The sequence below is a fragment of the Paenibacillus dendritiformis genome (assembly GCF_015845845.1).
Classification (GTDB): domain Bacteria; phylum Bacillota; class Bacilli; order Paenibacillales; family Paenibacillaceae; genus Paenibacillus_B; species Paenibacillus_B dendritiformis_C.
In genome coordinates, this window is record NZ_LDIG01000074.1 from 1 (window position 1) to 14930 (window position 14930).

A 14930-nucleotide genomic window follows, 5' to 3' on the forward strand; every position below is an offset into this window, starting at 1 on the left:
TGTGCCTCTACAAACAAGAGTGTCGAAGCGCCGACAAACAACTTTTGGGCTCGGTAATCCAATGACTCATCTCTAGTGGAATTCACATGTAACCACTTTAGGCATTGACAAATGACGTTTTGATTCGGTACGTTATCCATAGGAATCTCCTTTGTTGAGGCGTTTTATGGATAACGCTGAGGGTAACTCAACAATAGGAGATTTCTTTATTTTTGTCCACGAATATAGTTCAATAAGTTACAAATATAGAGAATTATAGGGTGAAAATTTTCGTAAAAAGATTGATGCAACGCTAGTGCTAAATTCCGAGAAAATCCTGCAAAATTACATTTTTTCGCCATTTTGAACGCTATTTCTGCCTTGCCGTGTGGTAATTGCTGTATTTTTGCAGCAATCTTATTTTCGCAACCTCGTGTCAATGAAATTGCTGCATTATTGCAGTATTGGCGGGGCAGACGAATAGAGTGACGGGAGAGACTGCAGCTTTAGTGGTGTGGGATGACTAGAGCGGCGGGATTAACGCAGCGTTTGCCTCTTTGGTGAAGCAGATGAAAAAGCCATCGGCCACCTATTTGGCGTTCAAACCATCCAGCGCGCTGAGGATTATCAATCAGTATTTGCAGCGCAGCCAATCGCTTGGTGCTCGCAATGGTTTCCTTGAACCTGACGTACGCTTCATTGATGCGACACATGTGATAGCCAGCGCGAACAAAAAAAACGGTTTTTTGCGCAGCGGAAAGAAGAAATCGAGCGAGTTTCTGCTGATTTAAAAGAAAAGCATGGTATTCGGTGGACGACCTTACGCGGGTTAATTTGCTGCCATGAACCTCAAAAAAATGGCGACCTGGCTCTGGAAGACCGGTCGCACCTCTCCCAAGTTCTCGGTTCGTATTAGTAGATATGGATAAACAAAACAAAGAACTCCCGCGACTGCAGTATTACGCGGGAGTTTGTCTTCAATCCGGGGCGACCTGACTCGCCTTTTGTTGTTCGGCCCCAGGGGCCGTCATCGTCCCTGAACGTGATTCCCGACTCCCTTCCTTTTCCTGGAGGAATAAGATATAATCGTTCGTTGAGGTTTCTTTTTCAATACATATAGACTATGAGGAGGGGAATAACAGTGAAATCCAGCAGATGGGGTATGGTGAAGCGAAGTGTGGCCAGCGGATTGGCCGTTTTGATCGCCATGCTCGGATTCGTCATTCCGGCGAAAGCGAATGAAGGTCCTGCGGCCGTGCCGCAAATCAGCGCGTGGTCGGTTAAAACGCTGAACGAAGGGGAGAAGTATGGCATATTCCCGTTTGCGTGGTACGTTGACGGCACGTTCCAACAGCCGATCACGCAGGATAAGTTTCAAGCTCTGATCGAGGCGACTTCAGCCAAATTGGATGCGCTCGAATTAAAGAAAACAGGGAAGGTCGCCATTCTGTCCGGAGCAAAGGAAATTACGAGAAAAACGGTGATTGATGCCTTGTACGGCGTATTGGCCCAGTACGAATGGCCGGAGTCGCTGGAATTCGATATGACCGATCCGGCGGCGTTTTTGCAGAAGAACGGCATTGTCTATGGAACCGGCAAAGGGCTGGAGCTGGATAAGCCAAGCACCGTGGAGCAAGCGACTGTCATGGCAAGCCGTCTTGTCCAATTCAGTTATGATGCGGTTGGAGGCGGCGCGAAGGGGCTTCTCTGGAAAGCCACGAAGGGACAGAATACGCTCTATCTCCTAGGGTCGATTCACCTCGGCATTCCGGACATGTATCCGATGCAAAAATCAATCCGGGACGCGTTTGAACAGTCGGACACGCTGTGGGTAGAAGTGAATTTGCTCGACTCGGAAGCCTCGATGCAGTATTTCACCCAACTCATGACGTACAGCGACGGCACCCAGTTGAAGGATCATGTGTCGCAGCAAACCTATGAGAAGCTGCAAAAGGTGCTCGGGCAGCTGAACATGGCGAAAGATTCCTTCGATACGTTCAAGCCTTGGGCTATCACGACCAATCTGTCCATGGCCAATATGGCAGGTGAATCTGCAGATATGGCTCAGGGGGCAGCCCTCGGTGTCGATATGTACTTCACTAACTCGGCCTTGTTGACAGGCAAGCCGATCCATGAGCTGGAAGGACTGAAGTTCCAGGCGGATCTCTTCAATAATGTGCCGCCTGCGGTGCAGGAGAAGGAATTGAACGAGGTGTTGGATCAAATCCTGGCGCCGGCAGACAAGCCGGATGATGCAAGCGAGCAATTGAAGCAGTGGCAGATGCTGTGGGCCAAGGCCGACCTGGAAAAATTCACGGAGTCCTTCACGGATTCGGACGAAATGGTGAAGAGCGATTCGGCGCAGCGCTTGTTCGGGGAACGGGACAAAAATATGGCCAAGAAGCTGATGGAGCTGCTGGATAAGGAAGGGGCGTCCACGCACTTTGTCGTCGTCGGGGCCGGTCATTTCGCGATCAAAGATATGATTATCGATCAATTAAAAGCGAACGGCTATCAAGTGGAGTTCATGAAATAGAATCAAATGATCAGGCGAGGCTAATCCGCATGAAATCCATGATGCAGGGTTAGCCTTTTTCGTATATCCTGCTTAGTTGTGAGCTTTACCTGTTATTTACATCATGTTATATTTTTTTAGTACGATGTATTAAAAAGACGGGAAGGGACGACTGCCGGATGCCAAGCAAGATCGTGAGCGAGACGAAGGAAAAGAAAGCGGCTTGGAAGAAAGCTGTGCTGTATGTGCTTGTGTCCCTAATGATTCTGATTGGTTCGGGTTTTCTGTATGAAGCGATCGCATCCAAGCTGGCGGAACAAGACTTTCCTATGCCGGGCAAGCTCGTCGATGTGGCTTCGGGGGCTTATCAGCTCCGTATTCAACGAACGGGTCAAGGCGGTCCTGTCAGTCTGCTGGAATCGGGCTCCGGGGGAATCAGCACATTATGGGGAGATATTCCGGCACAGTTGGCACCGTTCGCCACAGTTGTTGCTTATGACCGGGCAGGCTATGCCCGGAGCGGAAAAGCGGCTACGGAACGCACCGGTGCCAATATTGTTCAAGAATTGCATGAAGCCTTGGACAAGGAGGGAATTCATGGGCCGTATATTCTGGTCGGCCATTCCTTGGGCGGCATGTATGCCCGCTTATTCGCCCAGACGTATCGCGATAAGGTGGTTGGGCTGGTGCTGCTCGATGCCCGTCATGAAGATTACGGGCGGGAAGCAGAGGCCGTCTACGCCCAAGAACCCCGCCAAGCCGCGCCCACTGCGTTCATGCTTAGCATGCTGAAGCATTCCGGCATCATGAGGTTGTTCCAAGATTCTTTCTTGGAGGGGGTAGCTCCGCCGGAGAAGAGAGCGGAGTTCATTAATGTCATCGGGACGGCTAACTATTTCTATGCGGTGGAGGAAGAATTCAGACTAATCGGTCAAGCGGAACAGGCCTTGCGAGGGCAGAAGCTGGGCAACCTCCCTGTTCGGATCATCGCCAGGGGCGTGCAGCCGGATCTGACTTCCATCGGTTTTTCTAAGGAAGGCAGCCAGAAGCTCGATGAAATATGGCAAGCTTGTCAGCGGAAAATGCTGAACCTTTCCACGGACAGCAAACTGATTGTCGCCGCGAACAGCGGTCATAATATTAGCGATGACGAACCGGAGCTGGTCGTGCGCGTGATCCGCGAGCTGCTGGGATCCGTGCAGCCCCAAGGATGATAGCGTAGCAAGCCGGAAGGACGGCAGCATGCCGTCTTTCCGGCTTGTTCCGCATTCCTATGGGCAGCGCGGCGGGGCAGCGACAGCTACAGCGAGATCAGATCCCGGGACAGCTTGTTCAGCCGCTCGCAGCCCTTCTCCGTAACCAGCACCATATCCTCGATCATGATGGAGCCAATGCCGTAGCCGTAGTACGGCGTCTCCAGGCAGATGACCATGCCCGGAGCGAAGACGGCTTCTTCCGCCGGGCTCAGGAACGGGGCCTCCTCGGCCGCGAGGCTCAGTCCGGCGCTGTGACCCAGATGGCCGCGGTTGTAATTCGGCATTCCGGAGCGGCGGATCACCCGCATCGCGTCGTCGAATGCGCGATTCATCGGCAGCCCCGGCCCGATCAGCTCCAGCAGCCGGTCATGTCCGGCCCGCAGCGCGCCGTAGATGCGCTTCACCGTATCCGAAGGCGAGCCGAGCACGAAGGTGCGGGCCATGTCCGAACCATATCCGTTCACATCGACGCCGACGTCGAATTTGATCACGTCGCCGGGCTCTGCCGGACGCGTGTCGAATAGATGCGCGGGGGCGAACTTCGCTCCGACGGAAATCATATGGAAGCGGGAAGGCGCTCCATCCGCATGGGTCAGCAACGCTAGCCGGAACGCGTCCGCAATGTCGGCCGCCGAGCTGCCGGTCCCGATTCCCTTTATCGTCTCCGCGATGCCGGTTTCGGCGTAAGCGCAGCTTCGGCGAAGCTGCTCGACTTCCCAAGGCGTCTTCCGCGCGCGCAGCTCAGTCAGCAGCCCGCCGGCTTCCGTCAGCTCCAGTCCAGGTACAGCTTGGCGCAGCGCGTTCACGGCAGGATATCGCATCGCGCTCAGCTCGACAGCCACCTTGCCGCGGGAGATCCCGTATTCCGCCAGCACCTCCCGGAGCAGCCCGAACATTTCCTCGACTTGATGGTTTGCGGGCCGCCGCCCCTCGTACCGATCGCCGCGCAGCCCGAGCGGATCGTCGACGTCCACCCAGGTCGGGTACGTCCGCAGCTCGCATTGGGGCAGATCATCCGGTACGCCCGCGGCCTCGAACTCATTCATGATGATCACCGTGCGGCGGGACGGATCGCGGAACATCACCGCCAGCGCGACTTCATTCATCCGCAACGTATACATGAACGTGCTCGGATGGCCGGACAAGTAGTAAAAATTTTCGCAGCCCGATGCCACGATCGCTTCCACGTTTTCCCGCTCCATTATCGCCCGCGCCCGTTCCGCGACATCTTTCAAATGCTCTGCTTTGCCATAAACCACATTGTCAACTCCTTCGAAGCCGCTCATGCTTCCGGCTCACTGCCAAGCTGCCGCAAAAACTTGCGGGCCCGCTCCGTCTGCGGCTGGGTGAAAAATTGCTCTGGCGAGCCTTCCTCCTGGATTTTCCCGTCGCTCATAAAAATAACCCGATTCGCCGCTTCCCGCGCGAATCTCATCTCGTGGGTGACGACGATCATCGTCATCCCTTCCGTGGCAAGCTGCTTCATCACCGCCAGCACCTCTCCCGTCAATTCGGGATCGAGCGCCGAGGTCGGCTCGTCGAACAGCATGATCTGCGGCTGCATGGCAAGAGCGCGGGCAATGGCTACCCGCTGCTGCTGGCCGCCGGACAGCCGGGAAGGATGTTCATTTTTTTTGCCTGACAATCCGACCTTGGCAAGCAGCGACTCGCCGATTTCGACCGCCTGCGCCTGGTTCATTTTTTTCACGATCATAGGGGCCATCGTGACGTTCTCCAAGACGGTCATATGCGGGAACAAGTTGAACGATTGGAACACCATCCCGGTTAACGTGCGGATATGCCGTACCGCTTCCTTCTTGGCGGCTTCGCTCATGGAAGCGTTCCAGGCTGCATCGCCCACCCGGATCGATCCCGCATCCGGCACCTCCAGCCCGTTCAAGCAGCGCAGCAGCGTGCTCTTGCCTGAACCGCTCGGCCCGACGAGGACCACGATTTCTCCGGAATCAATATGCAGGTTGATGTCTTCGAATAGGGTCAACTCGCCGAACCGTTTTCCGAGATTGTTTACCTCAATCATGTGCATCACACGTCCTTAATAGGCTTTTGACAACCGCGTCTCGATGCGGTTCAGAATATAGGAGAAGAATACGCTCATCACCCAATACATGAGCGCGATCGCCACATAAAAAGGCATGGCTACATAATACTGCGCGATAAGCAGTTGGGCGGAGCGCAGCAGCTCGGTCACGGTGACGATGGAGACGAGCGACGTCTCCTTCAGCATCCCGATGAACGTGTTGCCGAGCGGCGGGATCGCCACCCGCGCCGCTTGCGGCAGCACGACGCGCCGCATCGTCTGCCAAGGAGTAAGGCCCAGGGATTGAGCGGCTTCCGTCTGCCCGCCGGGCACGGATAGAATCGCGCCGCGGAGCGTCTCGGACAAGTACGCGCCGATGTTGACGCTCAGCGAGATAAAGGCCGCGGTGAGCGGCCCCAGCGTGATTCCGAAATCGGGCAATCCGTAATAGATAATGAAGATCTGCACCAGGATCGGCGTGCCCCGAATAAGAGACACATATCCTTTGGCAAGAGCCCGGATGAGCCGGTTTCCTTTCAAGCGGGCAATGGCGACGATGATCCCGATAATGAGCCCGAAAAACATGGAGACGATCGTAATCAGCAAGGTGTAGTACGCGCCTGTTAATAGAAATTGGATATTGCTAAAGACCAGCTCCATTATCAGCATCCTCCTGGCTCTTGCTCATTAGAAGTTCGGATCGACATCGAACCATTTATGGAAAATTTTCGTGAACGTGCCGTCGGATTTCATCTCGGCGAGCGCTTTATTGATCGCATCGAGCAGCTCCGGATTATTTTTGCGGATCGCGATCCCGGCAAAATCCTCTTTAATCGGCTCGCCGACCGCTTTCACCTTGAACTGGTTTTTCTCGATGAGCGGCTTGATGGCGAACACGTTATTGATCGTCGCGTCGATGCGGCCGACGTCCAGGTCTTTCAGAGAGGTGATGACATCGTTATATGTGGCGATCTCGAACGTGCCGACCTTCGGCATCGCGACGTCGCGCAAATATTTCTCGTCATTCGTCCCCAGCCCAACGCCGATCTTTTTGTCTTTGAAATCTTCGAGCTTCTGAATCGTCGCGTTGTCGCTCTTGACGATGACGTTGACGGCGTTCTTCACGTACGGCGTGGAGAAATCCATCATCTTTTGGCGATCCTCGGTAATCGTCACTTGGCTGACCAGCGCATCGTATTTATTTTTTTGCAATCCTTCAATCAGTCCGGAAAACTCGCCGGTGATGAATTCCACTTCGACGCCGAGACGCTTCGCCACTTCTTTCGCGACGTCCGCATCGAAGCCGTCGACCTCGTGCTTGTCGTTGAGGAAATTGTATGGGGCATAGGTGCCCATAAGCCCGACTCTGATTTTGCCGGCCTTCTTGATTTGATCAAGCGCGTTGACGGCGTTCGCGTCCTGGGCCGGCTTGCTTCCGCATGCGGCGAGAGCGACAGACAGAACCGTGAGCAGCAAAGCGGCTTTGACGAATTTTTGCAGTGTGACAGACATGATGTTAGCCTCCTTATAGGCTTCATATAAGTAAAATGGGTTATCCGAGCAACCCCCGGAATTCGAATTTGGCGGTTTCTTCGGCGATTTCCGCCGGGGAGTAGACGGACCTGAAGTCGACCTCGTGCCTCGGCCCGAACAGCCATTTGGACAGCACGCCCGTAATCAGGCAGACGAGAATGCCGGCCCGAAGCGGCAGATCGGTCGCAGGGGGAAGCATGCCCAGCTCTACCGCCCGCTGAATGTTGTTTTTGAACGCCTCCTCGAACGCTATCCACGTTTGCGAGACCGCTTCCCGCACCGGAGGGTCTGCGCCTTGGCCCTTCATCAGCAGGAAAGCCATCAGCTCCCGGTTCCGGTCGGCGAAGGTGAACAACTCCGTGAGCAGCCGTGCGGACGAACGGACCATATCATCGACCGTGCCTGCGTGTTTGCGGTAGCCTTGCTCAATGACGTTTATCAGTTTCTCTTTTCCGTCTTCCATTAATTCGAGCACGAGCTGTTCCTTGCTTTGAAAATACCAATAGAACGTTCCTTGCGATACTCCTGCGGCTTTGACCACATCGGAAATCTTGGTGCTGTGATATCCCTTGCAGGCAAATAAGTTCAGGGCGGCGCCCATCAATTGATGACGGCGGTCCTGATCTTGATTCGGTCCGGCAGCCAGCTTCCATCGCCCCTTTCCGCTTAACTGACGAGTCAGTTAATGATAATTCCGATGGGATTACTATATTTTAAAGTTGGGTTTGTGTCAAGCTATATTTTTGAAAGTAACTAACAAGTTTTCTTGAATCTTGATTGTTGGAGGGAGAGACGTTATGATGGAAAACAAGGAAAACAAAATTGTGATTTCGTTTTCCTTGAGACAAGTAGAGGAGAGAGTCAAATGGGAAAATCGTTAAAGGCCATGATGCTGTTTACGGATATCGGGTTCCTTTTCTATTGGGCAGTCACCTTTTTGGGGTGGATTCCGAATCTGTTCCTGATGATCTATCCGCTATTCTTTTTTCCAACGGTGATGAAAAAGGGGGCTCGCGCAGCATGAAGGAAAGAATTGCGGCAGCGGCTGTGCAGGAGATGAAGTCCCGGGGATTGAAATTTGCCATCCGCGATGTGACGAGCCGCCTGGGCATCAGCACGAAGACGCTATATCAATATTTTGATTCGAAGGAACACCTCATCACCTGGATTATTCAGCAATCGATTCAAGAAATGAAGGACACCGAGCGGCAGATCATGAATGATCCTTCCCTGACTCTGATCCAAAAGCTGAAGCAAGCGCTGATCGTCCTCCCAAGCGCGTTCGCTTTCACCGATATCCGCACGCTGGATGAGCTGAAGCGATCCTATCCGGAGCAGTGGAGGCTGGTCGATGCTTATATCAATGAAGGATGGGACCATATTCGCGAGCTTGTCGACACGGGGATTCAAGCGCAGATGATCCGTCCGCTGGATATGGAGCTGTTCATCCGGATCTATGTGGGTGCGGTCTATCAATTGATGGATCGCGGGGGCGCGGATGAGCGTCATTTGCCGCTGGACACAGCCCTGACACGAACGGTTGAGCTGCTCCTGTATGGCATCGTTCTCGAGCGATGTCGTGGTCCAATGGAGCGACGATGCGGTTGACCGGCTGCGTTTTGCGATGGCGCCGGAAGAGATGTTGCAGACCTTCTCCACTTGGTATGCGAAGGAGCGGGAGGAATTTGCGGCCAAGGGAGCGGCGTTCATGTCCATCGTCTCCTCCAGTCCGGATTGGCTGCAGGGGATTCAACCGGCACGCATCGCCAGCTTCAACAAGGCCAAGGCGAGCGCAATGTATCCGTATAGCCGGTACAACCAGACGGACAAGGTGAGCTGGACGATGATAGCCGCTTCATCTGCGGCCTGGGCGGCGAAGGTGTTCCCGGACGCGCCGGAGGAAGAGCAAGTCGGCCGATTGTGGGAGGCTATTTTTCAAGCGACGCGCGTCGATAAGGATAATCCGGTGGAGGCATGGAAGCGGCATGTCGCCACCGTACAGGGCAGAGTGAATGATTTGAATGAGAAGCGGTACAAAGCGCTCGTTATTACATCGCCGGGCACGCGCTTGACGGTTGAACTGCCGGAACATCACATCTGGATCGGGCTTCAGAGCACGAACGAGCAGGGCATCGGCTTCATCTCAAATATGCCGACGGAGGAGATTTACACGGCCCCGCTCAAAACCGGAGTGAACGGATATGTGTCAAGCACCATGCCCCTCAGCTATGGCGGGAACATCATTGACCGGTTTACCCTTACCTTTGACAAGGGCCGGATTGTGGACGTGAAGGCGGAAGAAGGAGAAGAGATTTTGAACAATCTCATTGCCACGGACGAAGGAGCCCATTATCTCGGGGAAGTGGCCCTTGTTCCAACTGATTCACCGATTTCCCGGTCGAAGGTGCTGTTCTATCACACACTGTTCGATGAGAATGCTTCGAATCATTTGGCGATCGGAAGTCCATATCCCATCTGCATTGAAGGCGGGAAAACGATGTCCGCGGAGGAACTGGCGGCGGCCGGGTTAAATGCAAGCGTCACGCATGTTGATTTTATGATCGGCTCTGCCGATATGGACATCGATGGCATTAGGGCGGATGGAACGAGAGAACCCATCTTTCGCAGCGGGACTTGGGCGTGACGGCGGCCAAGGGAGCATGCTGCCGACCGATAGCGAGAAGCCATAGGCCGGATTCCGTCTACCGCGGGATCCGCCCTGTTCCTTTGTCGGAAAGGCGCGAATCCGCACTGTTGCCCGGGAAATTTTTATCTATGTTATTTCCTGGATAAGTATAATTGAATGATGAGAACGATTGCTCGGCAATATAAGTACATCATTGTTCAGAGGGAATTTACTTATATCGTAATAAGTATGCGAAAACAGGGTCATATAAACGTGAATCGCACTGAGGTTGATCCTAAACCGCCTTTCTAAGATGCACACGCCTGACTTCGAGCGAGCCGTCTAAAGGCTCGTTTTTTGTATATAATTAATGCCGTTAACTGTCCTTCCGTCGAGGAAAATTCCAACTTTGCGGCCGCCATGGAGCGTGAAATCTATCAATTAATTAATCTCGTTAAATAAATCGAAAATACGGCAGAGGGGCTCTATTTTCTGCGGCGAAAATTGTACTTTTTCGGAGAACGGCTGACTTGTCCCTCTCTTGAACGGCTGCCAGGCGGCCCATTCGCGATAAAAGCATATCCCGCATAATTCCAAAAAAAATGAACACCAATAATGGTCACAGTTGTGGTACGATAGATATGTTTTTTGTCACAGGCCGACATATTTCGTTGCTGCCGGCGAGGACAAAATGGGCTTGCCATTTATCTTAAAATTGGTTATTATTCAATAACGGACTATATATAGTATGACGAAATCGATACATACACTATATATTGTAACGGCAAGTGGAGTTCCCTGACTAACCAATATTCTATGTTTCTAACATTCTTCGAAGAGCAAGGAGAAGGAAGCGCCAAAATCGGGCACGGTGCATCGGTTCATCGCGTCCATCGGCTTCGGTCTCTTTTCTTTGAGATGTGCTTTTTTTGGTGACTCCAGGCGGCTCTATTTGAAAGATTTCTATACGACGGAGGGATCACGTGCTTATCGCTTACGACTCGAAGACTGGCAACGTGAAGCGTTTTGTCGAGAAGCTGGATATGGAGTGCGTTCGCATATCCTCAGATACGAAGCTGGATGAACCCTTTATTTTGATCACGTACACGACAGGGTTCGGACAAGTGCCTCAATCTACGATGCAATTCCTCGAGGAGCATGGCCACTTGCTGCAGGGCGTCGCTTCCAGCGGCAATATGAACTGGGGCGTCCGGTACGGACTGGCGGCCGATCATATTTCTCGATTATTTTCCGTGCCCGTGCTGATGAAGTTCGAGCTCAGCGGCACGAAGAAGGATGTAGAACAATTCACTCGGGAGGTCCATTACTTTGATACCAAAATGGATACAGCTTAATAACGAAATCATGGTCCAGAAGGACGGCAAATTCCAATTTGACAAAGATCGCGAAGCGGCGAAAAGCTACTTTATCGATTATGTCAATCAAAATACAGTATTCTTCCATAATCTTGAGGAAAAGATTCATTATCTGGTAGAGAACGACTACTATGAAAAAGAACTGTTCGATCAATACGAATTCAAGGACGTCAAGCGCCTCTACGAATATTTGTACGCGAAAAAGTTCCGCTTCCCGTCCTTCATGAGCGCGTTCAAGTTCTATAACAACTACGCCATGAAGACCAATGACGACACCAAGTTCCTGGAGCGATACGAGGATCGCCTGGCCGTCGTCTCCCTGTTCCTGGCGAGCGGGGATATCGACAAGGCGTTCGAATATGCCGAATTGTTGATTTCTCAAGAGTACCAGCCGGCGACGCCGACCTTCCTGAATGCCGGCAAGAAGCGGAGAGGGGAACTGGTGAGCTGCTTCCTGCTCGAAGTGGACGATTCGATGAACTCGATCGGCTTCTCGATTAACTCGGCGCTGCAGTTGAGCAAGATTGGCGGCGGCGTGAGCCTGAATTTGAGCAAAATCCGCGGCGCCGGCGAGCAGATCAAAGGGCTGGACGGCAAGGCAAGCGGCGTCCTGCCGGTCATGAAGCTGTTCGAGGATGCGTTCTCCTACGCGAACCAATTGGGGCAGCGCGACGGCAGCGGCGTCGTCTATCTGAACGTCTTCCATTCCGACATTCATGAATTTCTCGATACGAAGAAGATCAACAGCGACGAGAAAATCCGGATGAAGACCCTGTCGCTTGGCGTGGTTGCGCCGAATAAGTTTTTCGAGCTGGTGGAGCAGGACAAGGATATGTACTTGTTCTACCCATATACCGTCTACAAGGAATACGGCAAGCATCTGGACGATATGGATATCAGCGAAATGTACGACGAGCTTGTCGACAATCCGAATGTCCGGAAGAAGAAAATTGTCGCGCGCGACCTGATTTTGAAGATTGCGCAGATTCAGATGGAGTCCGGCTACCCTTATATCATGTTCGTCGACAATACGAACGAATACCATGCGCTCAAGCAGATCGGACGCGTCAAGTTCTCGAACCTCTGCAGCGAGATTGCACAGCTTAGCGAAGTGTCCACGATTAATGACTACGGCGTAGAGGACGAGATCCACCGCGATATATCCTGCAACCTCGGGTCGTTGAACATTGTTAACGTCATGAAGAACAAGCGGATGCGCGACACGGTGCACCGCGCGATGGATGCGTTGACCGAGGTGAGCGACCGCAGCAATATCAGCATTGTGCCTTCGGTGGCCAAGGCGAACCGCGAGCTCCATTCCGTCGGTTTGGGCGCGATGAACCTGCACGGCTTTTTGGCGAAGAACAAGATCGCCTATGAATCGAAGGAAGCAAGAGACTTCGTTCGCACGTTCTTCATGATGGTGAATTTCTATTCCCTGGAGCGTTCGATGCTGATCGCGCAGGAGCGCGGCGTGACGTTCAAAGATTTCGAGAAAAGCGAATACGCAAGCGGCGCGTACTTCGACCGTTATCTGAATACGGACTTCAGTCCAAAGACGGAGCGAGTGAAGCAATTGTTCGAAGGGCATACGATTCCGACCCTCGAAGATTGGGCCCGCTTGAAGGAGCAGGTGATGGAGCATGGCTTGTACCATGCGTACCGTCTGGCGATTGCGCCTACGGGTTCGATTTCGTACCTGCAGTCCTCGACGGCGTCCATCGCGCCGATAACGCAGCGCATCGAAGAGCGCGAATACGGCGATTCAAAGACGATCTATCCGATGCCGTACATTAGCGATGAGAACTACTTCTATTACAAAGAAGCTTACGATATGGACATGTTCAACCTGATCGACCTGGTTGCGGACGTGCAGGTCCACGTCGACCAAGCCATTTCGACCGTCTTGTTCGTAAAGGATGATCTGACGACCCGCGATCTGGCGAAGTACTATATCTACGCGCAGAAGAAGGGGCTCAAGACGCTCTACTATACCCGGACGAAAAAGAAAACAATCGACGAGTGCGTGAGCTGCGTCGTCTAAGTTGAATACGTCGTATCAGTCGGAGCCTTATAAGTAGCAGAAGTTGCAGATGTAGAAGGAGAATTCGTCGATGAAAAATTTTGAAGCAGTGAACTGGAACCGGCCCGAATCGGATTATATGGAAATGCTGTGGACGCAAAATACGTCCCAGTTCTGGCTGGATACCGAGATTCCGATCTCGAAGGACTTGAAGTCGTGGACCAAAATGACGGAAGACGAGAAGCTCGCCTATATGCATGTGCTTGGCGGCCTCACGCTGCTGGATACGGAGCAGGGGAATGTGGGGATGCCAGTCATTGCCCAGCATGTCGAAGGCAAGCAGAAAAAAGCGATTCTGATCTTTCAGGCTGCGATGGAAGAGATTCACGCGAAGAGCTACAGCACGATCTTTACGACCGTGGCCAGCACGGCCATGATCGACGAGACGTTCGACTGGGTGAAGGAGAACAAGCATCTGCAGAAGAAGACCGCGATCATCGATGGTCTGTACAAAGGCATTCAAGACAATGATCCGGTCAGCCTGTACAAGGCAATGGTCGCCTCCGTCTTCCTGGAGAGCTTCTTGTTCTACTCCGGTTTCTTCTATCCGCTGTACTTGGCCGGACAAGGCAAAATGGTCGCCAGCGGGGAGATCATCAAGCTGATCATCCGGGACGAAAGTGTTCACGGCGTCTTCGTAGGCTTGCTGGCGCAAGAAATCTACAACAAGCAGAGCGCGGCCATGCAGCAGGAGCTGTCCCGATTTGTGCAAGATCTGCTGATTGAGCTGTATGAGAACGAGCTGGAGTATACGGAGCATTTGTATGATGCGATCGGACTTACGCATGAAGTGAAGAAGTATATTCGCTATAACGCCAACAAAGCGCTCATGAACCTCGGCTTTGAGCCGCATTTCCCGGAAGAGGAAGTCAACCCGGTCGTGCTGAACGGCATTCGCACCGAGACGAGCACGCATGATTTCTTCTCGACGAAGGGCAGCGGGTATCAGAAGGGGAAAGTGGAGCCTTTGCAGGACAAAGACTTTGCGATGCTGAACGATCGCGTGAAGCAATCGGAGATATTCTAACGAACATAAGTGTTTGTGGCACCCTTCAGCACGGGCAACGGACGAAGCCGCCGGCTTTTCCGCTGCCTGCTGGCTCCCGCCACGCCGCAACTCGCAATCAACAAGTCAAAATGGGAACCCACCGCACGCCAAAATCAAAACCACCCGTCCAACGGGTGGTTTGCACTTGGGGTATAACCCCCTGTTGCCAAACTGCGCCTAAAGACGCTAGCCTTACAATAAAATTGTTCAGGCTCAGTGTAATTTGTCACTTTCACTTACCAGTTAAACTGGTTTACTTCTTCTTGCTACTGTTTCTGCTGAATGGATCTTCATACTCTTTCACACTCAGTTTATCAATTGCTTGGTCATGTGCTTCTTGTTCACGTATATATTTTGCAACGGTTGCTTCATTTAAGCCTACTGTGCTGACGTAGTATCCCTCCGCCCAAAATTTTCGATTGCCATATTTATACTTCAAACCGGCATGCTTCTCGAATATCATCAGTGAGCTTTTT

The 14930-nt window shown here is 52.6% G+C and carries 15 protein-coding genes and 1 pseudogene; 10 read left to right on the forward strand and 6 right to left on the reverse strand.

Features of this window, described 5'->3' with window-relative positions; translation table 11 throughout:
* Positions 1-548: 548 nt before the first annotated feature.
* From ABD76_RS04430 to ABD76_RS04445, 4 genes and pseudogenes are all read left to right on the forward strand, one after another.
* Positions 549-770: a hypothetical protein gene (locus ABD76_RS04430; protein WP_197254575.1), complete on the forward strand. Its 222-nt coding sequence runs from the start codon at positions 549-551 to the stop codon at positions 768-770.
* Positions 716-908 (forward strand): annotated as a pseudogene (locus tag ABD76_RS04435) (IS5/IS1182 family transposase); the annotation flags it as partial. The gene ABD76_RS04430 and the pseudogene ABD76_RS04435, both read left to right, overlap by 55 nt.
* 212 nt (positions 909-1120) lie before the next feature.
* Positions 1121-2515: a TraB/GumN family protein gene (locus tag ABD76_RS04440; protein ID WP_338125035.1), complete on the forward strand. Its 1395-nt coding sequence runs from the start codon at positions 1121-1123 to the stop codon at positions 2513-2515.
* Positions 2516-2673: 158 nt separating this feature from the next.
* Complete coding sequence (locus ABD76_RS04445; RefSeq protein ID WP_197254577.1) at positions 2674-3708, forward strand: alpha/beta fold hydrolase; 1035 nt, start codon at positions 2674-2676, stop codon at positions 3706-3708.
* A gap of 86 nt (positions 3709-3794) precedes the next feature.
* On the opposite strand, the gene ABD76_RS04450 is transcribed toward ABD76_RS04445, so the two are convergent.
* From ABD76_RS04450 to ABD76_RS04470, 5 genes are read right to left on the reverse strand one after another with little or no spacing between them, the layout of a single operon-like run.
* Positions 3795-5009 carry a M24 family metallopeptidase gene (locus tag ABD76_RS04450; RefSeq protein WP_197254579.1) on the reverse strand — a complete coding sequence of 405 codons (1215 nt, stop codon included), beginning with the start codon at positions 5007-5009 and terminating at the stop codon, positions 3795-3797.
* Positions 5010-5032: 23 nt separating this feature from the next.
* Entirely contained in the window at positions 5033-5788 is a 756-nt protein-coding gene (locus tag ABD76_RS04455; RefSeq protein WP_197254581.1) for an amino acid ABC transporter ATP-binding protein, read from the reverse strand.
* Positions 5789-5803: 15 nt separating this feature from the next.
* Positions 5804-6448, reverse strand: coding sequence for an amino acid ABC transporter permease (locus ABD76_RS04460; protein ID WP_197254583.1), 645 nt, complete (start codon positions 6446-6448; stop codon positions 5804-5806).
* 27 nt (positions 6449-6475) lie between these two features.
* Positions 6476-7300 (reverse strand): transporter substrate-binding domain-containing protein, encoded by an 825-nt coding sequence (locus ABD76_RS04465; RefSeq protein ID WP_197254585.1) that lies wholly within the window; start codon positions 7298-7300, stop codon positions 6476-6478.
* Between the two features lie 40 nt (positions 7301-7340).
* Positions 7341-7922: a TetR/AcrR family transcriptional regulator gene (locus ABD76_RS04470; RefSeq protein ID WP_197254599.1), complete on the reverse strand. Its 582-nt coding sequence runs from the start codon at positions 7920-7922 to the stop codon at positions 7341-7343.
* 264 nt (positions 7923-8186) lie between these two features.
* On the opposite strand from ABD76_RS04470, the gene ABD76_RS04475 reads away from it, so the two are divergent.
* The 6 genes from ABD76_RS04475 to nrdF all read left to right on the forward strand — a co-directional run bounded on the left by ABD76_RS04475 (position 8187) and on the right by nrdF (position 14433).
* Entirely contained in the window at positions 8187-8345 is a 159-nt protein-coding gene (locus ABD76_RS04475; protein ID WP_197254587.1) for a DUF5360 family protein, read from the forward strand.
* Positions 8342-8929 (forward strand): TetR/AcrR family transcriptional regulator, encoded by a 588-nt coding sequence (locus ABD76_RS04480; protein WP_197254589.1) that lies wholly within the window; start codon positions 8342-8344, stop codon positions 8927-8929. The genes ABD76_RS04475 and ABD76_RS04480 overlap by 4 nt, the downstream gene beginning before the upstream one ends.
* A complete protein-coding gene (locus ABD76_RS04485; RefSeq protein ID WP_197254591.1) occupies positions 8877-9965 on the forward strand; it encodes an aminopeptidase in 1089 nt (362 codons plus the stop codon). Before ABD76_RS04480 ends, ABD76_RS04485 begins: the two co-directional genes overlap by 53 nt.
* Positions 9966-10930: 965 nt before the next feature.
* Complete coding sequence (gene nrdI, locus ABD76_RS04490; protein WP_197254593.1) at positions 10931-11302, forward strand: class Ib ribonucleoside-diphosphate reductase assembly flavoprotein NrdI; 372 nt, start codon at positions 10931-10933, stop codon at positions 11300-11302.
* A 10-nt stretch (positions 11303-11312) separates the two neighbouring features.
* Complete coding sequence (nrdE, locus tag ABD76_RS04495) at positions 11313-13367, forward strand: class 1b ribonucleoside-diphosphate reductase subunit alpha (protein ID WP_242069359.1); 2055 nt, start codon at positions 11313-11315, stop codon at positions 13365-13367.
* A gap of 70 nt (positions 13368-13437) precedes the next feature.
* Positions 13438-14433 carry a class 1b ribonucleoside-diphosphate reductase subunit beta gene (nrdF, locus tag ABD76_RS04500; protein ID WP_168178229.1) on the forward strand — a complete coding sequence of 332 codons (996 nt, stop codon included), beginning with the start codon at positions 13438-13440 and terminating at the stop codon, positions 14431-14433.
* 274 nt (positions 14434-14707) lie between these two features.
* Here the strand turns inward: nrdF and ABD76_RS04505 are convergent.
* Positions 14708-14930, reverse strand: a 223-nt coding sequence (locus ABD76_RS04505; RefSeq protein WP_197254597.1) for a transposase, incomplete at its 5' end; no start/stop codon positions are given.